The following is a 20,163-nucleotide window of genomic DNA, read 5'->3' on the forward strand; positions in this document are numbered from 1 at the left end:
CAGACAGAACGGCGATTATACGCACAAGTCCATGGGGAGACCGCGATGCTGGAAGAGGATGGGTACGATTGCCCGTATTGCGGCGAGAGGGTACAAACCTTGGTCGACCTGTCGGCCGGGGATCAGGTGTATACCGAAGACTGCCAAGTGTGTTGCCAGCCGGTGGTGTTCGTGTTGCAGGTCGACGGCGACCAATGGTGGCTCGAAACACGACGCGAGGACGACGCCTGATGCGGCGCATCTACGAACCGGAAAACCTCATGGAGGCGCAAATGCTGATCGGCATGCTGGCCAGCGAGGGCATCGAAGCGTTCCTTGCCGGGCGCGATCTGGTCGGCGCCACGGGCGAAGTACCGATCCATGGTCTGCTGGGGCTTGCCGTGGCCGACGAGCAGGCCGGCTACGCACGGCAGCTGATCGATGCGTACAATGCCGCCCAGCCCATGCCGGGCGACGAACCGGACAGCTATCCCGGTACGCTCATCTGCTAGGTTCCCGTATTCCCCATGTCTGGACGTTACGCGCTGTTTCGTTGGTCCCCCGCATTCGCCGCGCTGCCCGGCTTTCCCACCGACCAGCAGCCGCATTGGAACATCGCCCCCGGGGCCTCGGTGCTGATCCAGCGCTGCCTCGATGACGAGCCGTCGCTCGTTCGTGCGCGCTGGGGGCTGACCCCGCCCTGGCTCACCGACATGACCCGCACCCCGGCCCATGCCCGCGCCGAAACCCTGGCCGACCAGCCGATGTTCCGCGAACCCTTCGCCCAACGTCGCTGCCTGATGCCGGCCAACGGCTTCTACGAATGGCGCGGCAGTGTGCGCAAGCGCCCGTACTGGCTGACCTCGGGCGAAGGCGCGACCCTGTACATGGCCGCGATCTGGGAAGCCTACCCGGTGCAGGAGCAGGTCTGGCTCAGCTGTGCGATGGTCACCCAGGCGGCGATGAACCAGCGCCGCCCGCTGTTGCTCGACGCCGCCGGCCAGGCCGCTTGGCTCGACGCCGAGACACCGCTGGCGCGCTTGCACGAGCTGCTCGCGCAGCCGCCCGCCGTGCTTCGGGAACGCGCCCTGGCCAACCTGGTCAATGATCCCAGCCTCGACGCGCCGCAGTGCCTGACGCCTGCATGAGCGTGCACCAGTAAATTCGCCAACCAGACCCTAGCGGCGCCCCATCTGTGCGCCTAGGATAGGCGCCACGTAAAAAGGAGTTTCTCAATGCGTAAGATCTTTCTCGTCAGCCTGCTGAGCGCAGGCGTCGTGCTGGGCGGCTGCCAGGCGGTGAACACCACCTCGGGCGACTCGGTGGGCGTACAGCGCAAGCAATACATGTTCAGCATGCTGTCGACCGACGAAGTCAACCAGATGTACGCCCAGTCGTATCAGAAGACCCTCAGCGAGGCGTCGAGCCAAGGCGCCCTGGCCAAGAACAGCGCCGATGCGCGCCGCGTCCAGGCCATCGCCGACCGGCTGATCGCTCAGGCACCGAAATTGCGCCCCGATTCGGCGCAGTGGAAGTGGGAAGTCAACGTCATCCAGAGCGACGAGCTCAACGCCAACTGCGGCCCTGGCGGCAAGATCATCGTCTACACCGGGCTGATCGATAAGCTCAAGTTGACCGACGATGAAATCGCCGCCGTCATGGGCCATGAAATCGCCCACGCCTTGCGCGAGCACGGTCGCGAGGCCATGTCCAAAGCCTATGGCGTGCAGATGGCACGCAATGGCGCCGGCGCCTTGCTGGGCCTGGGCGAGGGCGGTCTGGCCGTGGCCGACACCGTGGTCAACTACGCCATGACCCTGCCCAACAGCCGCGCCAACGAGAACGAGGCCGACCTGCTCGGCCTGGAACTGGCAGCCCGTGGCGGCTACAACCCCAATGCCGCCATCACTTTGTGGAACAAGATGAGCAAGGCGTCCGAAGGTTCGCCGCCCGAGTTCATGAGCACCCACCCGGCCTCGGAAAGCCGGATCGCCGCATTGCAAGCGGCCATTCCCAAGGTGATGCCGCTGTATCAGGCAGCGAAGAAGTAACACCTCCCGCCCGCTTGCGTTGGGGCGGGTCTGCACGTCAGACCCGACCCAACCGGCACCTGCGGTGCGATCAGCCCACCCAGCCGCTGGTCTTCATCGCCGAATACACAGCCACCAACGCCAAGACCACGAACGCCGTCGCCGCCAGGCGTCGAATCAGCGTCAGCGGCAGCTTGTCGGCTGCGAAATTACCCGCCAGCACCACCGGCACGTTGGCGATCAACATCCCCAGCGTCGTGCCGATGATGACCATGATCAGGTCCGGATACTGCGCCGCCAGCATGACCGTGGCCACCTGGGTCTTGTCGCCGATCTCGGCCAGGAAGAAGGCGATCAACGTGGTCAGGAACGGGCCGAAACGCCGCGTGTTGCCGGCCTCGTCATCGTCCATCTTGTCTGGCACCAGGGTCCACAAGGCCGTGGCGGTGAAGCTGGCCGCCAGCACCCAGTGCAGCACCGCTTCGCTGAAGAAACTGCTGAACCAGGCGCCCACGGCACCGGCGGCGGCATGGTTGGCGAGGGTGGCGGCGACGATGCCGGCGATGATCGGCCAGGGCTTGCGGAAGCGTGCGGCGAGAATGAGGGCGAGCAGTTGCGTCTTGTCGCCGATTTCGGCGAGGGCAACGATGGCGGTGGGGACCAGCAGGGATTCCAACATCAGGGTTCCTACGGGGGCGGGTCGACACGGCTATGACACGTACGACCTTCCCGCCCCGGGTAAGGTGTGCGTGTCATAGGTCTTGTCAAACCCCGGACCCGTCTGTGCGGGTCCTTGGGTCGCACGCGCCATGGTCGGAGGACCAAGCATGTTGACGCGTACCGGGCGAGCGCTGGGCTCGCGGGAGACTACTCCCCTAGGACGGGGCGGATTCTGCCTAGGCCGAGCGCATTCGGCAAGCGCTGATTGTTATCTGCGCGTTGCCTGGTAAATGCGGAAGCCGGCGTCTTCGGTCAGTATCGAACAGTTGCCCAAAGCCGCCTCGATCAGCGGTTTGTAACGCAGGAAGGTATTGGCGACCAAGCGCATTTCGCCGCCTTTTCGCAGATGTTCGCCTGATTTTTCCATCAAGGCTTCCGAGGCGCGGTAGTCCGTGTGGACACCGGTATGGAACGGCGGATTGCTCAGGATCAGGTCCAGTTCCACTGGCGCATGGTCGATACCGTCGCCGCTGATGACGTCGGCGTCCAGGCCATTGGCCGCCAGTGTCAAACGGCTGCTGGCCACGGCAAAGGCGTCGACGTCCAGCAGCGACACCTGGCTTTCGGGGTAACGGCGCTTGACGATCGCCCCCAGTACGCCGGCCCCGCAACCAAAATCCAGCACCTTGCCGGTGGGCAAATCTTCCAGGTGTTGCAACAGCAGCGCCGTACCGCGGTCCAGGCGCCCATGGCTGAACACGCCGGGCAGACTGAGCACCTGCAACGGGCCGTCGGCCAGCGGCAGTTCGAAGCGCTGGGCCAGATCGTTCAGCACCGGCGCGACAGGGGCGCGTTCGACGGTGACCTGCCACAGTTGGCAGTGGCGGGCGCTGTCGAGTTTGCGCGGGGTGCCGAAGGCTTTCAGGGTCTTGGCAGCGCCTTCGATGCCGCCGCGTTTTTCGCCGACCAGGAACAGTTCGCGTCCGGGCAGCCGCGCGGCGAGGGCGTCGAGCAGGTAGCTGGCCAGCTCGCGGGATTTGGGCAGAAACACCACCGCCGCCTCGAAGTCCACCGCCGGTACGTCGGTGCCGTAGTGGCTGCGCCCGGCGAAACGGCTGTCGAGCAGGGCGTGGTCGCCGGCGTGCCAGGTCCAAGCCTGGGCGTTGGGCAGGCGGCCGAGCAGGTCGTCCGGAGCGGCCCCTGCGATGAGCAGCGGGCCTTGGAACAGCTCTGCCTGGCGGAGCAACACTTCACTGCGCGGGTCCATGGACGGCGTCTCCTGGAAAAAAGCGCGGAGTGTAACAGAGCCGCGCCAGCCCCCTCAGCCCACCGTACGCCGCGGCTGCCCGGCGAAGAACGCCTGGGCGTTCTCGGCGAGTTGGCCGACGATGCGCTGCCGCGCCTCAACCGCGCCCCAGGCCGAATGGGGTGTGACGATCAGGCGTGGTATGTCGCCGGCCAGCAAAGGGTTGCCGTTGACGGGCGGCTCGACGCTCAGCACATCCGTCGCCGCCCCGCCTAGATGGCCGCTGCGCAGGGCGTCGGCCAGTGCCTGTTCGTCGATCAATCCACCGCGCGCCGTGTTGATCACCAGCGCGCCCGGTTTGAGCAAGGCCAGCTCGGCCGCCCCGAGCATGTTCCGCGTCTGCTCGGTGAGCGGGCAATGCAAGGTCAGCGCATCGACCTGCGGCAGCAGCTCGGCCAGCGGCAGGCGGTCGTCACGGGTGGGGCGGCCGGGTACCTGGCCACTGAGCACGCGCATGCCGAAGGCTTCGGCCAGGCGCGCCACGGCGCTGCCCAGCTCGCCATGGCCGAGCAGGCCAAGCGTCTTGCCTTCGAGTTCGACGATGGGGAAGTCCAGCAGGCAGAACTGCGGGGCAGCGGCCCAGCGGCCGCCTGCGACCGCGCGCTGGTAGTCGCACAGGCGTGTGGCCAGGGCCAGGAGCAGGGCCAGGGTGTGCTGGGCGACCGACGGCGTGCCGTAGCCCTGGCAGTTGCACACCGTGACACCCTGGGCGCGTGCGGCCTTGAGGTCGACATTGTTGGTGCCGGTGGCGGCCACCAGGATCAGTCGCACCTGTGGGTTGGCGGCCAGCACTTCGGCGTCGATCACCACCTTGTTGGTGATGATCACTTCGGCGCCTTGCAGGCGCTGCGCGACGTCGCCTGGCGCGGTGGCCTCGTGCAAGCGCAGCTCGTCGAAGGCGCTGGACAGCGGGGCGAGGTCGAGATCGCCCAGGTCGAGGGAGGCAAGGTCGAGAAACACGGCGCGACGCAGACTGGGCATGGGGGCTCCGGTGGTCGGATGGGAGGGCAGGGATGTCAATCAACCTGAAGGGGGTGGGGGTGTCAAGGCGGGCAGCTGGCTTTGGGCAAGGCGCATCGAGGGATCGAGCGCAAATGCCCATCGCATCGGTGATGTGACCGACCCCCCTCGTCGAACACCGACTTCGGCTGGCCGCGCAGGTCGCTTCGGCAGCGCAGCGCGTTGCGCGCGGACGTGTGATCGGCACCCAGGCTGGGCATAATGCGGCACCGCGTGCGGCAACTGAGTGGCACCTTGCCATTGTGTAGAAATCAGCCATGCTTCACTCCGCCCAGGCCCGCTCCACTGTAGCGCCGAAGGGGTGGATATCCAGCTTGCATCTGGGGAAATCGAGGCCGCTGCCCAGGCTGGCCTCAGTCTCGGCAGGGGATGTTCGGAAACGGATGAAACGCCTGGCACCTGGGCGTGCCTTGAGCATTGCTGAGTGCACTCGTTGCCATAACAAGAAACGACACGGAGTAAGGTCGATGAAATCTGCCAACATCCTCTGGCGCCGGGCCAAGTTGCCCCTGGCCGCCAGCCTCGCTTCAACCCTTGCCGGCCCTGCGTTCGGGGTCAACTTCAACATCGGCGAGATCGAGGGCCAGTTCGACTCGTCGCTGTCGATCGGCGCCAGTTGGTCCACGGCCAGCCCCAACAGGAACCTGATCGGCGTCAACAACGGCGGCAAGGGCCTGTCGCAGACCTCCGACGATGGCCACCTCAACTTCAAGCGCGGCGAGACCTTCTCGAAGATCTTCAAGGGCATCCACGACCTGGAGCTCAAGTACGGCGATACCGGCGTGTTCGTGCGCGGCAAGTACTGGTACGACTTCGAACTCAAAGACGAAGGCCGCGAGTTCAAGGACATCAGCGACTCCAACCGCAAGGAAGGCGCCAAATCGTCGGGCGCCGAACTGCTCGACGCCTTCGTCTACCACAACTATTCGATCGGCGATCAACCGGGTTCGGTGCGTTTCGGCAAGCAGGTGGTGAGCTGGGGCGAAAGCACCTTCATCGGTAGCGGCATCAACGCCATCAACCCCATCGACGTATCGGCCTTTCGCCGGCCCGGCGCCGAGATCAAGGAAGGCCTGATTCCGGTCAACATGTTCTACGTGTCGCAGAGCCTGACCGACAACCTGTCCGCCGAGGCCTTCTACCAGTTGGAATGGGACCAGACGGTGGTGGACAACTGCGGCACCTTCTTCTCCCAGGCCGACATCATCGCCGACGGCTGCGACGGCAACCTGCGCGTGCTCAACAGCAGCCGCACCTTGCCGGCCGCTGCCCGGGGCTTTCTCGCCAGCCAGGGCGTCAATGTCAATGAAGAGGGCGTGCTGGTGCGCCGTGGCGCGGACCGCGATGCCCGCGACAGCGGCCAGTTCGGCGTGGCGTTGCGCTACATGTTCGAGCCGCTGGACACCGAATTCGGCGCCTACTTCATGAACTACCACAGCCGTGCGCCGATCTTCAGCGCCACCGGCGCGCCGGTCTCGGCGTTCCGCGGCGTGGGCGGCCTACCGGCGGCCTTGCGGCCCTTGGCGCCTTTGGTGATCGCCGGCAGTTCGCAGTACTTCGTCGAGTACCCGGAAGACATCCGCCTGTACGGCCTGAGCTTCTCCACCACGCTGCCAACTGGCACGGCGTGGAGCGGCGAGGTGAGCTACCGGCCCAACGCACCGGTGCAGCTCAACACCACCGACATCCTCTATTCCGGCGTACGGCCACTGGGCGGGGCGCTGAGCAACGCCTCCCTGCTCAACGGCGTGCCGGGCCAGGACCTGCACGGCTACCGGCGCAAGGAAGTGACCCAGTTCCAGACCACCCTCACGCACTTCTTCGACCAGGTGATGGGTGCGAGCCGCATGACGGTGGTCGGCGAGCTGGGCGTGACCCATGTGGGCGGGCTGGAAAGCGCCTACGACACCCGTTACGGCCGCGATCCGGTGTTCGGCCCCGGCCCCTTGCCGGCCACCGGTGGGCAGAACACCTGCCAGGCGCTCAACGCCAGCACCCTCGGTGGGGCGGGCGCAGGCGCTTCCACGGCCAACCTCAACCGCAAGTGCGAGAACGACGGTTACACCACCAGCACCTCGTGGGGTTATCGCACGCGGGTGATCTGGGAGTACCCGGACGTCTTCGCCGGGGTCAACCTCAAACCCAGCGTGGCCTGGTCCCACGACGTGTCCGGCTACTCGCCAGGTCCCGGCGGCAACTTCGAGGAGGGCCGCAAGGCCGTCAGCCTGGGGGTGGATGCCGAATACCAGAACACCTACACCACCAGCCTGTCGTACACCAACTTCTTCGACGGCAAGTACAGCACCGTGGATGACCGCGACTTCGTCGCCCTCAGCTTCGGCGTGAACTTCTAAGCACTCGATCAGGATGACAAACGCATGAAGACTTCCTCACGCTTGTTTTGCGCCGGTGCCCTCGGCCTGTCCTTGCTCAGCAGTAGCGTCATGGCGGCGGTTTCCGCCGAAGAAGCGGCCAAGCTCGGCACCACCCTGACGCCCATGGGCGCCGAGAAGGCCGGCAACGCCGACGGCTCGATCGGACCGTGGGAGCCACTGTCCAAGACCGCCGGCAGCGTCGACGGCAAAGGTTTCCTCGCCGACCCGTACGGCAGCGAGAAACCGCTGTTCACCATCACCGCGCAGAACGTCGAGCAGTACAAGGCCAAGCTGTCGCCCGGCCAATTGGCGATGTTCAAGAGCTACCCCGACACCTACCGTCTGCCGGTGTACAAGACCCACCGCGGCGCCACGGTGCCGGACGAGGTGTTCGCCGCGATCAAGCAGAACGCCACCAAGACCACCCTGGTCGAGGGCGGCAACGGCTTGCAGGACTTCCAGACCGCGATTCCCTTCCCCTTGCCCAAGTCGGGCCTGGAGGTGATCTGGAACCACATCACCCGTTACCGCGGCGGTAGCGTCACGCGCCTGGTGGCGCAGGTCACGCCGCAGCAGAACGGCTCCTACAGCGCCGTGTCGTTCCAGGACCAGTTCGTGTTCCGCGACCGCCTCAAGGACTACGATCCGGCCAACCCGGGCAATGTGCTGTTCTACTTCAAGCAGAAGGTCACCGCGCCCGCGCGCCTGGCCGGCACGGTGTTGCTGGTCCACGAGACCCTCGACCAGGTCAAGGACCCACGCAAGGCCTGGATCTACAACGCCGGCCAGCGCCGCGTGCGGCAGGCGCCGCAGGTGTCGTACGACGGGCCGGGCACGGCGGCCGACGGCCTGCGCACCTCCGACAACCTCGACATGTTCAACGGCGCCCCCGACCGCTACGACTGGAAGCTGGAGGGCAAGAAGGAGCTGTACATCGCCTCCAACGCCTTCAAGCTCGACTCGCCCAGCCTCAAGTACGAGCAGATCGTCAAGGCCGGGCACATCAACCAGGACCTCACCCGCTACGAACTGCGCCGCGTCTGGCACGTGGTCGCGACCCTCAAGCCCGGCCAGCGGCACATCTATGCCAAGCGCGACTTCTACATCGACGAAGACACCTGGCAAGCCGCGGTGATCGACCAGTACGACGGCCGTAACCAACTGTGGCGGGTCTCGGAAGCCCATGCGCAGCCGTACTACAACGTTCAGGTGCCGTGGTACACCTTGGAGGCGATCTACGACCTGCAATCCAAGCGCTACCTGGCCCTGGGCATGAAGAACGAAGAAAAGCGCGCGTACGACTTCGGCTTCAGTGCCAACAAGAGCGACTTCCAACCCGCCGCCCTGCGCCAGGACGGCGTGCGTTGAAACCAGCGCTGCGGGAGCGGCCCTGCGCCGTCTTCCGCGGCGCGTGAGATTTGCCATTCAGTTTTCACGCCGCCGGCCGATACACAGGCCGGCGGCTACGCGTTCGCGCGCACCCTATGTCCAACTTCCTACTACAACAGGGCGTGTTGATGCTGCAGTACGGGCAAAAAAGCTTTCTGATCGTCGACGACTACACGGACTTTCGCACCGCCACGCGCTCCATGCTGCGTGAATTGGGTGCTCGTGAAGTCGATACCGCCGACAGTGGCGAGCAGGCGATACGCCTGTGTGCGCAGAAGCGCTACGACTTCATCCTCCAGGACTTCCACCTGGGCGATGGCAAGAAGAACGGCCAGCAGGTGCTCGAAGACCTGATTCTCGACAAGCAGATCAGCCATGAGTGCGTGTTCGTCATGGTCACGGCCGAGAGCAGCCAGTCGATCGTGCTCAGCGCCCTGGAGCACGAGCCCGACGCCTACATCACCAAACCCTTCAACCGCGTCGGCCTGGCTCAGCGGTTGGAGAAGCTGGTGCAGCGCAAAGCCTTGCTCAAGCCCATCCTGCAAGCGCTGGACCGCGGCCGCCCGGCCGAGGTGCTGGCCGCCTGCACCGAGGTGTGCAAGCAGGACCCGCGCTTCGCACCGCTGTGCCTGCGCTACCGGGCCGACGCATTGCGCGACCTGAACCGCTTCGACGAGCTGGAAAAGTACCTCACCGCCATCCTCGCCAGCCGCCCGCAGCCCTGGGTGTACGCGGCGCTCGGCAAGCTGCTGCACAAGCGCGGACGCAACGCCCAGGCCCAGGGCGTTTTCGAACAGGCGCTCAAGGCCTTCCCGATCATGCCCAACCTGTACGACGGCATGGTCGAGGTGCTGATCGCCCAAGGCGACAACCGCCGCGCGCAAGGCCTGCTGGAAGAAGCGGTGCGCTTGTCGCCACTGTCGGTCAAGCGCCAGGCGACCCTGGGCAAGCTGGCCTATGAGAACGAAGATTTCGACAGCGCCGCCAAAGCCTTCCGCCAGGCGGTGAACCAGGGGCAAAGCTCGCGCTATAAAGACCCGGAAAGCAACCTCGGCCTGGCCCAGGCGTTGATGAGCCGCAGCGCGGGCGGGCTGGATGCGCGCACCCGGGTGGAAATCAACAACGCCTTGGGCGAAGTGGCCAAGGACTATCCCGAAGACCAGGGTATGCAGGTGCGTGCGCGGATGATGAAGGCCGCTAGCCTGGTGCAGGCCGGCGACGCCGAGTCGGCCGCCAAGCTCACCGAGCAGGCCGTGCAGCGGCTGGGCAAGATGAACCAGTTCTTCTCCGTCGAATCGGCGCTGACCGTAGCGGCGCAGATGAAGGCGATGGGGCAGGGGGCAGCCGCCAAGTCGGTGCTCAAGGCCTGCGTCGAGTCCTATGGCGACGACCCGAAGGTGATGGAGAGCGTCGGCAAGCTGACCGAAGATCCCGACGTGCTCAACGCCGTGGCCGATGCCGTGGACCTCAACCGCCAGGGCGTGCGCGCCTACCAGGCCGGCCACCTCGAACTGGCGCTGAGCATGTTCCGCCGCGCGCTGGCGCTGCAAGGCAAGAACATCAGCATCGCACTGAATACCGCCCAGGCGCTGCTGCGCGTGGCCGGCGACAAACTGACCCCGGAGGTCATCGAGGAATGCCGCGCCTGCCTCGGCAGCGTGGCCGGTATTCCCCCCGGTGACAGCCGTTACGATCGTTACCGCAAGCTGCATATCCGAGTGTTCGGCGCATGAATCAGACAGACCAGGGGCTGGATTTTTCCACGGTGATCGCCTCCACCGTGCATGACATGAAGAACTCGCTTTCGGCGCTGATCCAGGCCCATCACCAGTGGCTGGAACGCATTCCCGATGCATTGCGCGAAGGCAGCGAACTGGGTGTGGTCGAGCATGAGCTGAGCCACCTCAACGGCATGCTGGTGCAGCTGCTCGGGCTGTACAAGCTGAACGTCAACCAGTTGCCGATCTGCCCGGACTACCACGAGCTCGACGATTTCCTCGAAGCGCAACTGGCGGTCCATGAGGACGTCATCAAGCACCGCGGCATCGTCGCCACCTGGCGCCTGGACAGCGCAGCGCCGCTGGCCTTCTTCGACCGTGAACTGGTGGCTTCGGTGGTCTCGAACATGCTCACCAACGCCATCCGCCATGCCGACAAGGCGCTGGTGCTGAGCATCGAAGAGGCCGGAACGGAGCTGGTGATCTGCATCAACGACGACGGCCCGGGCTACCCCCAGCGCCTGATCGAGCAACAGCTCGACTACGTGCCCGGCATCGACCAGAGCAGCGGCAGCACCGGCCTTGGCCTGTACTTCGCCGCACGCATCGCGGCGCTGCACGAACAGAGCGGGGTGCAGGGGCGGATCGAGATCGCCAATGGTGGGGAGTTGGGTGGGGGGTTGTTCAAGTTGTATTTGCCTTGAGGGTCGTTAGAGCGCGAGGGCTGGCATTGCGCTGGCCTTATCGCATGTGGGAGATGCGTATCTGAAATTGACGGTCATAAACGATGTACTGATCGTGTCTTTTAAGGAGCTTTGAACATGAAATGTCCTGTTTGCGGCGCTGCGGAACTGATCCAGGATACGCGTGACCTGCCGTATATCTACAAAGGCGAAAGCACCACGATTTCCTCCGTCACAGGCGAATTCTGTCCGGCATGCGATGAGTCCGTGCTCGGGTTGCCTGAGTCGGATCGGGTCATGAAGGAAATGGGCGCTTTTGCCAAGCAGGTCAACGCAGCGATTGTCGATCCCGTCTTCATCGCAACGGTGCGCAAAAAGCTCTTGCTCGATCAGCGCGAAGCCGCCGAGTTGTTCGGCGGAGGCGTCAATGCTTTTTCGCGTTATGAAAATGGTAAAACCAAGCCCCCATTGGCGCTGGTGCAGTTGCTGAAGGTGCTGGATCGCCATCCCGAACTGCTGAATGAAGTCAGAGGCGGTTGAGCGCATGGGGGGCAACTGGGGGGGGTAGCCTTTTCCACAAATAAGAATACTGCGACGCCTACTCGGCGCTCTTGTAGTCAGTGATACGGGAATTTTCCTCCCCCGACACACTCCAACCCCGGTACGGATCGCCCGCCGATCGCTGCAACTTTTCATCCTGCCTCAGGAGCTTGCCCATGTTTTCCATGCGTCCCTTGATCGTCCTTGCCACTGCGGCTGCGTTGATGTCCGGCTGTGCCAGCCAGAACCCTTACGAGAACCAGGGCCAGGCACAAGGCTCGGGCGGCGTGAGCAAGACCGCCAAGTACGGCGGCCTGGGTGCCCTGGCCGGTGCCGTGGCAGGTGCTGCCATCGACCATAACCACCGTGGCAAGGGTGCACTGATCGGCGCCGCCGCCGTGGGCGCCGCCGCTGCCGGTTACGGCTATTACGCCGACCGCCAGGAGAAAGCCCTGCGTGAAAGCATGGCCAACACCGGTGTAGAAGTGCAGCGCGAAGGCGATCAGATCAAGCTGATCATGCCGGGCAACATCACCTTCGCCACCGATTCGGCCAGCATCGCGCCGAGCTTCTATTCGCCGCTGAACAACCTGGCGAACTCGTTCAAGCAGTTCAACCAGAACACCATCGAGGTGGTCGGCTTTACCGACAGCACCGGTGCCCGCCAGCACAATATGGACCTGTCCCAACGCCGCGCGCAGTCGGTCGGCACCTACCTGACCTCCCAAGGCGTGGACGCTTCGCGTGTGACCGTGCGCGGTCTGGGCCCGGACCAGCCGGTCGCGAGCAACGCCGACGCCAATGGCCGTGCGCAGAACCGCCGCGTAGAAGTCAACCTCAAGCCGATTCCCGGCCAGGACTATCAGCAACCGGCCCAGCAGCAAGGCCAGGTGCAGCAATACCCTTGATGCGCTGAATCCCTGACACCAGCGGGGCAGTTCGGGAGACCGACTGCCCCGCTGTGCGTTTCAGAGCGCCTGGCTGGCCTGGATCGCGGTCAGGGCGATGGTGTGCACGATGTCGTCGACCTGCGCGCCGCGCGGCAGGTCGTTCACCGGCTTGCGCAGCCCTTGCAGCATCGGGCCCAGGCTGACGCCGTCGGCGCTGCGCTGCACGGCCTTGTGTGTGGTGTTGCCGGTGTTCAGGTCGGGGAACACGAATACCGTGGCGCGGCCGGCTACGGCGCTGCCCGGCGCCAGTTGGCGGGCGACGTCCGGGTTGGCGGCCGCGTCGTACTGCAGCGGGCCGTCGATCAACAGACCTGGTACCGCGCTTTGCGCCAGGCGTGTGGCCTCGCGCACCTTGCCCACTTCCTCGTCGCTGGCCGAGTCGCTGGAATAGCTGATCATCGCCACCCGCGGTGCGATGCCGAACGAATCCGCCGACGCCGCGCTCTGCCGGGCGATCTCCGCGAGCTCCTCGGCGCTGGGATGGGGGTTCATCACGCAGTCGCCATAGACCAGCACCTGGTCGGGGAACAGCATGAAGAACACCGAAGACACCAGGCTGCACCCCGGCGCGGTCTTGATCAGTTGCAGCGCCGGGCGAATGGTGTTGGCCGTGGAGTGCACCAGGCCCGAAACCAGCCCGTCGACCTCGCCCAAGGCCAGCATCACCGTAGCCAGCACCACCGGGTCTTCGAGCTGCTGTTCGGCCATCGGTGCGTTGAGGTTTTTGCTCTTGCGCAGGGCCACCATCGGCTCCACATAGCGGCTGCGGATCGACTCGGGGTCGAGGATTTCCAGGTCGGCCGGCAGGTCGATGCCTTGTGCGCGGGCTACGGCTTGGACGTCTTCGGGGCGTGCAAGCAACACGCAGCGGGCGATGCCGCGCGCCTGGCACAAGGCCGCCGCCTGCACCAGCAAGGGCTCTGCGCCTTCAGGCAGGACGATGCGCTTGTTGGCCTGTTGCGCACGTTGGATCAGTTGGTAGCGGAACACCGCCGGCGACAGGCGCAGCTCGCGGGGCGTGCCGCAACGCTGGTGCAGCCAGGCGGCGTCCAGGTGGCTGGCGACGAAATCGGTAATGACCTCGGCGCGCTCGCGGTCGTCGATGGGGATCTCGCGGTTCAGCGAATTGAGTCGGGTCGCGGTGTCGTAAGAGCCGGTGCTTACCGACAGAATCGGCAGCCCCGCCTGCAAGGCCCCGCGGCACAGCTCAAGAATGCGTGCGTCGGGCTTGCTGTCGCTGGTCAGTAGCAGCCCGGCCAGGGGCACGCCGTTGATCGCAGCCAGGCTCACGGCCAGGATAATGTCGTCGCGGTCACCGGGCGTCACTACCAAGGTGCCGGGCTTGAGCAGCGGCACGGTGTTGGCCACGGTACGGGCGCAGATGATGATGGTGTTCATGCGCCGCTGTTCGTAGTCGCCGGCGTTGAGCACCTGGGCGCCGAGCAGATCGGCCACGTCGCGTGTGCGCGGTGCGTTCAGCTCGGCCTGGAAGGGGATGCAGCCGAGCAGACGGAAATCGCCGCCGCGCAGCAGCGGCGAGTGCTCGCGCAAGCGGTGGGCGAAGTCGGCCATGGGTTCGTCGGAGCGCACCTTGTTGAGGATCACCCCCAGCACCTTCGGGTCGCGCGGGCCGCCGAACAGCTGCGCCTGCAGCTCGACCCGTCCGGACAGCTCGCTGAGCACTTCGTTTTCCGGGGCCGAAACCAGGATCACCTCGGCGTCCAGGCTCTTGGCCAGGTGCTGGTTGACCCGTGCCGCGTAGCTGGCGTGCCGAGTGGGCACCATGCCCTCGACCACCACCACGTCCTTGCCGACGCAGGCTTGCTGGTACAGGCGCACGATGGCTTCGAGCAACTCATCGAGCTGGCCGTCACCAAGCATGCGCTCGACCTGGGCCAGGCTCAGCGGCGTGGGTGGTTGAATGCCATGGGTGCGCGCCACCAGCTCGGTGGAGCGCTCGGGGCCGATGTCGCCGGGGTGCGGCTGGGCCACCGGTTTGAGGAAGCCGACCTTGAGCCCGGCGCGTTCCAGCGTGCGCACCAGGCCCAGGCTGATCGAAGTCAGACCGACGGCGAAATCGGTCGGTGCGATGAAAAATGTCTGCATGTGTGCGTCTCGGCTATAGGCGGGCACAGAATCAATCGGCAAGGGTAGCGCCATCGGCCCCCTGGGCGCACCAACCGCAGGCGAAGGGCTGACCAATGCGCCGTTGCCGCGCTTGCGGGTCGAGCACCCACGGGCGCGATTGCCAAGGCGGTTGGTGACGCAGGTGCTGGGTATGGCCACAGGACAACTGCACGACCCAGTGTCCCTCCTGGTCGAGGTGCCAACCGGTGATACGACCGTTCGGTCGTCCATGGCTACCGTTGGGTCGTGCCGGAGCCAGGGCCGGTTCGCAATCGGGCGATGCGTTGGTTACACTTCCAGGTTCTACATTCTTTTGCAAAGGTCTCGCCCCATGCTGATCGCCGCCAACAAGGCTGTCTCTATCGAATATACCCTGACCAACGAAGCTGGTGAGGTCATCGACAGCTCCGCCGGCGGTGCGCCGTTGGTGTACCTGCACGGTGCTTCGAACATCATCCCAGGCTTGGAAAAGCAGCTCGAAGGCAAGCAGGCCGGCGACGAACTGAACGTCACCGTCGAGCCCGAAGAAGCCTACGGCGAATACTCGGCCGAATTGGTCAGCACCCTCAACCGCAGCCTGTTCGAAGGCGTCGACGAGCTGGAAGTGGGCATGCAGTTCCACGCTTCGGCGCCGGACGGCCAGATGCAGATCGTCACCATCCGCGACGTCGACGGCGACGACGTGACCGTCGACGGCAACCACCCGCTGGCCGGCCAGCGTCTGAACTTCCAGGTCAAGGTCGTCGACGTGCGCGATGCTTCCGAAGAAGAAGTCGCCCACGGCCATGTGCACGGCGAAGGTGGTCATCACCACTGATCGTTCTGCGCTAAGCTCAGAACGTCGCCAGGCGCTCGGCCAAGCCGGACATTCCCACGGGAAGTCGACCGGCTTGGCCCGGCGCCTTTTTGCTGGGCCCGGTTTGCCCACAGCGCAATGCGTGAAGCCATCGAGGGAGAGATTCATGAGTGCATTTCATCAGGTGAAGCTGCAGGCGCTGCAAGGTGGCGAACTGTCGCTCGCGCCATTCAAAGGCCAGGTGGTGCTGGTGGTCAATGTGGCCTCCAAATGTGGCCTGACACCGCAATATGCCGCTCTGGAGCAATTGCAGCAGCGCTATGGTGCCCAAGGTTTCAGCGTGCTGGGCCTGCCGTGCAACCAGTTCGCCGGCCAGGAACCGGGCAGCGAACAGGACATCCAGACCTTTTGCGAAACGCACTACGGCGTGAGCTTCCCGCTGTCGGCCAAACTCGAGGTCAACGGCCCGCAGCGGCATGCGCTGTATCGCTTGCTGGCCGGGGAGGGCGCGGAGTTCCCAGGCGACATCAGCTGGAATTTCGAGAAATTCCTGGTGGGCAAGGACGGTCGCGTGCTGGCGCGCTTCTCGCCCCGTACTGCGCCAGACGATCCAGCGTTAGTGCAGGCGATCGAGAAAGCGCTGGCCTGAGCGTTGCAGGGTCAGCGCCCGTCCATCATGGATAGGCCTGGTCCAGCGTCCCTTGTGCGCCATGCGCCAGACACGCCTGCACCAGGTAGGCCTCGAACCGTTCGACGACCCCCGGCCAGCCCTGCTGCAGGGCATGGTGCCGGGCGTTGAGGCGTACGCGTCGCACGCTCTCGTGGTCTTCGAGCAGCCAGCACGCCGCCTCGATGAAGCCGGCACTATCGCCAGGCATGGCAACTGCGCCGCTGTGCCCATGCCGAACGTGCTGGGCGGCGGCCTGGTCGAACGCCACCACCGCCAACCCCGATGCCATGGCTTCGAGCACCAAATTGCCGAGGGTCTCGGTCAGGCTGGGAAACAGAAACAGGTCGCCACTGGCGTAATGCTCGGCCAAGGCTTCGCCCCATTGCGCACCGCAAAACACGGCGTCGGGCCAGCGCTGGGCGAGCACGTCGCGTTGCGGCCCCTCACCGACCAGAACCAAGCGTACGCGTCGGTGCGGGCAGGTCTGCTGCAAAGCCGCCAGGCAGGGTTCGAGCAGGTCCAGATTGTTTTCCGCCGCCAGTCGGCCCACGTGCAGAACGGCAATGTCTTCGGGGCTCAGCCCCCAACGCTCGCGCAGCGACGGGCTGCGCCGCGCGGGGTTGAACAGGTGGGCATCGACGCCAGGCGTCAGCAGTTCCACCCGCTCGAAGCCACGGCGTTGCAGAGCCAGGCGCTGACTGGCGCTGGGCACCAGGGTGATTGCGGTACGGCGATGGAAACCGCGCAGGTAGCAGGTCAGTGCGCGGGCTAGCAAACCTGAGCCGCAGGATCCAGCGGATGGCGCGAAATGCCCATGAAAGCCACTGACCACTGCAATGCCCAGACGCCGCGCCGCACGCAGTGCGCTCAAGCCGAGCGGGCCGTGGGTGGCGATGTACAGGACATCGGGCCGTTGCCGCCGCCAACGCCGCCAAAGTATGTGCATCGGCACTCGGCCCCATTGCAGACCCGCATGGCCGGGCAAGGGCAGGCCTGCCACCAGCAGCAGATCGGGCCCTTCTTGGCCGGGCGCGTCGCCGGCTTGGCGCGGTCGAACGATTTCCACACGGTGCCCACGCCGGCGTAGCCCCTCGGTCAGGTGAGCCAGGGTCTTGGCTACGCCATTGGTTTCAGATGCGAAGGATCCGCTGACCAAGGCGATGTACATAGGTGGTGTGTTCATGCGAAAAGTGTCCACCTAGCCCGTTGCCATTGCGTGACAGGCACGTGGCAGATACTTGAACGACAGGGCGTGACGGGCTGAAGAATATTTCATCGAGCACCCCTCAAGAACCGCGCAGCGCCAGCCGATGGAGAGGCATCAAATGACAGGTGCTCGGGTGAGTGTGATGTTCAACAAGAAATTGAAGCAGGAAATGCAGCAACTGCGCGAAGACCTGCTTTCGGTCGAGCAGGTCAAGGACAGCCTCGACAGTGAAATGCTGGTCATCCAGCTCGACCCGGACGGTCGTATCCAGCACGTCAACGAAAACTTCGCCAGGGAAATGCACTACAAGCCCGAGCAACTGCTGGGCCGTGCCCTCGAAGACTTCGTGCCCGCCCATGTACGCTCGCTGGACTTCTACCAGCGCATGCACAAGGCCTTGAGCCGCGGCGAGCACCTGCACGGCGCCTTCCGCCTCCTGCGCGGCAACGGCGAGGAAGCCTGGTTGCGCTCGATCCTGCAACCGGTACGCGGCAGCGATGGCCGCCTCAAGTATTTCAGCCTGCACTCCAGCGACCTTACCCGTACCATCAAGACCTCCCGCGAGCACGAAAGCCTGATCAAGGCGCTGATGCGCTCCACCGCGGTGATCGAATTCACCCTCGACGGCGAAGTGCTGACCGCCAACGACCGCTTCCTGCAATCGCTGGGCTATCGCCTCGAACAGGTACGCGGCCGCCACCACCGCATGTTCTGCGAGCCGCAGGAAGCCAACTCGCCCGATTATCAGGCCTTCTGGGACAAGCTGCGCCGCGGCGAGTACATCGCCGACCGCTTCAAGCGTGTCGATGCCCACGGCAATACGGTGTGGCTGGAAGCCTCTTACAACCCGATCTTCGATGCCCACGACGTGCTCTACAAAGTGGTCAAGTTCGCCACGGTGATCACCGATCAGGTCAACCGCGAGCAGGCTGTGGCGCAGGCCGCCGACATCGCCTACTCGACCTCGCTCGACACCGACGCCAGCGCCAACAAGGCCACCGGCGTGATGGGCCAGAGCGTCGAGGTGATGCGCGGGCTGGAGGCGTCGATGCAGCGCGCTGCCGAGAGCATTCAGGCGCTGGACAAGCAGTCGAAGGTGATCGGCGCGATCATCAAGACCATCAGCGACATCGCCAGCCAGACCAACCTGCTGGCCCTCAACGCGGCCATCGAGGCCGCCCGCGCCGGTGAGCAGGGACGTGGCTTCGCCGTGGTGGCCGACGAGGTGCGCCAACTCGCTTCGCGCACCAGCAGCGCCACCGAAGAGATCGCCCGTGTGGTGCAGCAGAACGAGCAGCTCGCGCAAGCGGCCGTGGACATCATCGACACCAGCAAGCGCCAGGCCGAGCAAGGCCTGAGCCTGGCCGACGAAACCGGCCGGGTGATCGACGAGATCCAGGATGGGGCCAAGAAGGTGGTGGACGCGGTAGGGCAGTTCTCCAATCAGCTCAATGGCTGATGCCGCTGTCCCGGCTACTGGAAAGTAGCCGGGGCCTCGCTTCGGAAACCTTGACGTTGCCTGCGCTCAGAGCGGGGGGGGCAGGTGCGCACATCGACTGGCTGTCCAACCGCGGGAACAGCCGTTTGGCGGCCTGGCCGCTCGGCCAAGGGCGCGGCTACCGCCAGCCCATCGCCCACACCTGGGCATCGCGCAGCACTCGCCAGTCCAGCCACTCGCTGCGCCCGCTGTGCACGGCTTGTAACTCCACCCGCAGCAGGACGCCGGCTTCGTCATGCTCCAGGTCGGTCACCAGAAAGTGCTTTTCACGGTTGACCGGCTGCGTCGCGGTCCATTTCGATAGCTTGAGTTTGGCGGGGCTGAAGCGATTCATGGACGGCTCCTGTGGGCGGGATGGCATGGGCTCAGACTCGATGCTCGGGCGTCTTCGCGACCCGGCCATCGTCCTTCTCCCGCACCCAGAACAAGGTCGCGCCAGCCACCGCCGCCGGCATCATCAGGATGTTCACGCCCGGAATCAGCAGCGCCAGGTAGGTCACCCCACCGAAGCTCAGCGACTGCCAGCGTTTGCTGCGCAACCAGGCGAGCATGTCTTGCCAGCTCATCTTGTTGTTGTCGGCCGGGTAGTCGATGTACTGGATGGCCATCATCCACACGCCGAAAATCAGCCACAGCGGCGCAGCGACGACGTTGACCACCGGAATCAACGAGAGGACGAATAACCCCAGCGCCCGCGGCAGGAAATAGCCCAGCTTGCGCATTTCGCGGGAAAAGGTGCGCGGCACCATCGCCGCCAACTCGCCCCAGCTGAAAGGCGGGAAATGGTCTTCGCCACGGGCCACCACCTCGACCTTTTCCGCGAGGAAACCGTTGAAGGGCGCGGCCACGATGTTGGCCACCAAAGTGAAGCTGAAGAACACCATCAGCACCACCAAGGCCACGAACAGCGGCCAGAGGATGTAGGACAGAAAGCTCAGCCATTGCGGCAGGCTGGGCATCAGGGTATCGACCCACAGGTCGAACTGGTGGTAGGCGAAATACACCAGGCCACCGAACAGCAGCAGGTTGATGGTCAAGGGCAGCAGCACGAAAAGCCGCAGGCCGGGGCTCAACACCAGCTTCAAGCCTTCGCGCAGGTACTGCGGGCCGGACAGAACAGGGGCGGGCATGGACAGCTCCAGAAAGGTCGGGGAAACCGCGCTGACCTTACCGAGTTTGCCGGGTGCGGGGAAGGCATGCGGCAGCCTCCGACGC

20 protein-coding genes and 2 pseudogenes are annotated in these 20,163 nt (G+C 65.0%); 14 read left to right on the forward strand and 8 right to left on the reverse strand.

What is annotated here, in order from left to right; all coding sequences use genetic code 11:
* Positions 1-45: 45 nt before the first annotated feature.
* The 4 genes from ACSMEV_RS07265 (at position 46) to ACSMEV_RS07280 (ending at position 2,030) form a co-directional block, all read left to right on the forward strand.
* Positions 46-231: a CPXCG motif-containing cysteine-rich protein gene (locus ACSMEV_RS07265; protein ID WP_296265681.1), complete on the forward strand. Its 186-nt coding sequence runs from the start codon at positions 46-48 to the stop codon at positions 229-231.
* Entirely contained in the window at positions 231-491 is a 261-nt protein-coding gene (locus ACSMEV_RS07270; protein WP_459207824.1) for a putative signal transducing protein, read from the forward strand. The genes ACSMEV_RS07265 and ACSMEV_RS07270 overlap by 1 nt, the downstream gene beginning before the upstream one ends.
* A gap of 15 nt (positions 492-506) precedes the next feature.
* Positions 507-1,127, forward strand: a complete 621-nt coding sequence (locus ACSMEV_RS07275; protein ID WP_459207825.1) for an SOS response-associated peptidase — start codon at positions 507-509, stop codon at positions 1,125-1,127.
* An 87-nt stretch (positions 1,128-1,214) separates the two neighbouring features.
* A complete protein-coding gene (locus ACSMEV_RS07280) occupies positions 1,215-2,030 on the forward strand; it encodes a M48 family metallopeptidase (RefSeq protein ID WP_459207826.1) in 816 nt (271 codons plus the stop codon).
* A gap of 70 nt (positions 2,031-2,100) precedes the next feature.
* On the opposite strand, the gene ACSMEV_RS07285 is transcribed toward ACSMEV_RS07280, so the two are convergent.
* The 3 genes from ACSMEV_RS07285 to ACSMEV_RS07295 all read right to left on the reverse strand — a co-directional run bounded on the left by ACSMEV_RS07285 (position 2,101) and on the right by ACSMEV_RS07295 (position 4,956).
* Positions 2,101-2,685 (reverse strand): TMEM165/GDT1 family protein, encoded by a 585-nt coding sequence (locus ACSMEV_RS07285; protein ID WP_296265750.1) that lies wholly within the window; start codon positions 2,683-2,685, stop codon positions 2,101-2,103.
* A 252-nt stretch (positions 2,686-2,937) separates the two neighbouring features.
* Complete coding sequence (locus tag ACSMEV_RS07290; RefSeq protein ID WP_459207827.1) at positions 2,938-3,936, reverse strand: methyltransferase; 999 nt, start codon at positions 3,934-3,936, stop codon at positions 2,938-2,940.
* 54 nt (positions 3,937-3,990) lie between these two features.
* Entirely contained in the window at positions 3,991-4,956 is a 966-nt protein-coding gene (locus ACSMEV_RS07295; protein ID WP_459207828.1) for a 2-hydroxyacid dehydrogenase, read from the reverse strand.
* A 506-nt stretch (positions 4,957-5,462) separates the two neighbouring features.
* On the opposite strand from ACSMEV_RS07295, the gene ACSMEV_RS07300 reads away from it, so the two are divergent.
* The 6 genes from ACSMEV_RS07300 to ACSMEV_RS07325 all read left to right on the forward strand — a co-directional run bounded on the left by ACSMEV_RS07300 (position 5,463) and on the right by ACSMEV_RS07325 (position 12,608).
* The gene (locus tag ACSMEV_RS07300) at positions 5,463-7,349 is read left to right on the forward strand and encodes a DUF1302 domain-containing protein (protein WP_459207829.1); all 1,887 of its coding nucleotides are present in this window, start codon (positions 5,463-5,465) and stop codon (positions 7,347-7,349) included.
* Between the two features lie 24 nt (positions 7,350-7,373).
* Positions 7,374-8,738 carry a DUF1329 domain-containing protein gene (locus tag ACSMEV_RS07305; protein ID WP_459207830.1) on the forward strand — a complete coding sequence of 455 codons (1,365 nt, stop codon included), beginning with the start codon at positions 7,374-7,376 and terminating at the stop codon, positions 8,736-8,738.
* Positions 8,739-8,887: 149 nt separating this feature from the next.
* Complete coding sequence (locus tag ACSMEV_RS07310; protein ID WP_459208303.1) at positions 8,888-10,492, forward strand: response regulator; 1,605 nt, start codon at positions 8,888-8,890, stop codon at positions 10,490-10,492.
* Entirely contained in the window at positions 10,489-11,181 is a 693-nt protein-coding gene (locus ACSMEV_RS07315) for a sensor histidine kinase (protein WP_459207831.1), read from the forward strand. The genes ACSMEV_RS07310 and ACSMEV_RS07315 overlap by 4 nt, the downstream gene beginning before the upstream one ends.
* Positions 11,182-11,298: 117 nt before the next feature.
* Positions 11,299-11,700, forward strand: a complete 402-nt coding sequence (locus ACSMEV_RS07320; RefSeq protein ID WP_459207832.1) for a type II toxin-antitoxin system MqsA family antitoxin — start codon at positions 11,299-11,301, stop codon at positions 11,698-11,700.
* 176 nt (positions 11,701-11,876) lie between these two features.
* Entirely contained in the window at positions 11,877-12,608 is a 732-nt protein-coding gene (locus ACSMEV_RS07325) for an OmpA family protein (RefSeq protein WP_296265707.1), read from the forward strand.
* A gap of 60 nt (positions 12,609-12,668) precedes the next feature.
* On the opposite strand, the gene pta is transcribed toward ACSMEV_RS07325, so the two are convergent.
* Both pta and ACSMEV_RS07335 read right to left on the reverse strand, forming a co-directional pair.
* Positions 12,669-14,756, reverse strand: a complete 2,088-nt coding sequence (gene pta / locus ACSMEV_RS07330; protein ID WP_459207833.1) for a phosphate acetyltransferase — start codon at positions 14,754-14,756, stop codon at positions 12,669-12,671.
* A gap of 31 nt (positions 14,757-14,787) precedes the next feature.
* A pseudogene (locus tag ACSMEV_RS07335) lies at positions 14,788-15,110 on the reverse strand (DUF3565 domain-containing protein).
* Between ACSMEV_RS07335 and ACSMEV_RS07340 the strand changes: the two are divergent.
* Together ACSMEV_RS07340 and ACSMEV_RS07345 are read left to right on the forward strand one after the other, a co-directional pair.
* The gene (locus tag ACSMEV_RS07340; protein WP_296265711.1) at positions 15,109-15,594 is read left to right on the forward strand and encodes an FKBP-type peptidyl-prolyl cis-trans isomerase; all 486 of its coding nucleotides are present in this window, start codon (positions 15,109-15,111) and stop codon (positions 15,592-15,594) included. The pseudogene ACSMEV_RS07335 and the gene ACSMEV_RS07340 sit on opposite strands and share 2 nt — an antisense overlap.
* A 145-nt stretch (positions 15,595-15,739) precedes the next feature.
* Positions 15,740-16,222 carry a glutathione peroxidase gene (locus ACSMEV_RS07345; RefSeq protein ID WP_459207834.1) on the forward strand — a complete coding sequence of 161 codons (483 nt, stop codon included), beginning with the start codon at positions 15,740-15,742 and terminating at the stop codon, positions 16,220-16,222.
* A 25-nt stretch (positions 16,223-16,247) separates the two neighbouring features.
* Here ACSMEV_RS07345 and ACSMEV_RS07350 read toward each other — a convergent pair whose 3' ends face one another.
* Positions 16,248-17,426: a glycosyltransferase family 4 protein gene (locus ACSMEV_RS07350; protein WP_459207835.1), complete on the reverse strand. Its 1,179-nt coding sequence runs from the start codon at positions 17,424-17,426 to the stop codon at positions 16,248-16,250.
* A 256-nt stretch (positions 17,427-17,682) separates the two neighbouring features.
* On the opposite strand from ACSMEV_RS07350, the pseudogene ACSMEV_RS07355 reads away from it, so the two are divergent.
* Positions 17,683-18,369, forward strand: a pseudogene (locus ACSMEV_RS07355) (PAS domain-containing protein); the annotation flags it as partial.
* 129 nt (positions 18,370-18,498) lie between these two features.
* Complete coding sequence (locus ACSMEV_RS07360; protein WP_414707822.1) at positions 18,499-18,909, forward strand: methyl-accepting chemotaxis protein; 411 nt, start codon at positions 18,499-18,501, stop codon at positions 18,907-18,909.
* Between the two features lie 157 nt (positions 18,910-19,066).
* Here the strand turns inward: ACSMEV_RS07360 and ACSMEV_RS07365 are convergent, their stop codons facing one another.
* Both ACSMEV_RS07365 and cysZ read right to left on the reverse strand, forming a co-directional pair.
* Positions 19,067-19,282: a TIGR02450 family Trp-rich protein gene (locus ACSMEV_RS07365; protein WP_023534670.1), complete on the reverse strand. Its 216-nt coding sequence runs from the start codon at positions 19,280-19,282 to the stop codon at positions 19,067-19,069.
* A gap of 31 nt (positions 19,283-19,313) precedes the next feature.
* The gene (cysZ, locus tag ACSMEV_RS07370; RefSeq protein WP_459207836.1) at positions 19,314-20,078 is read right to left on the reverse strand and encodes a sulfate transporter CysZ; all 765 of its coding nucleotides are present in this window, start codon (positions 20,076-20,078) and stop codon (positions 19,314-19,316) included.
* Positions 20,079-20,163 lie beyond the last annotated feature (85 nt).

The sequence above is a fragment of the Pseudomonas sp. MLB6B genome (assembly GCF_054508135.1).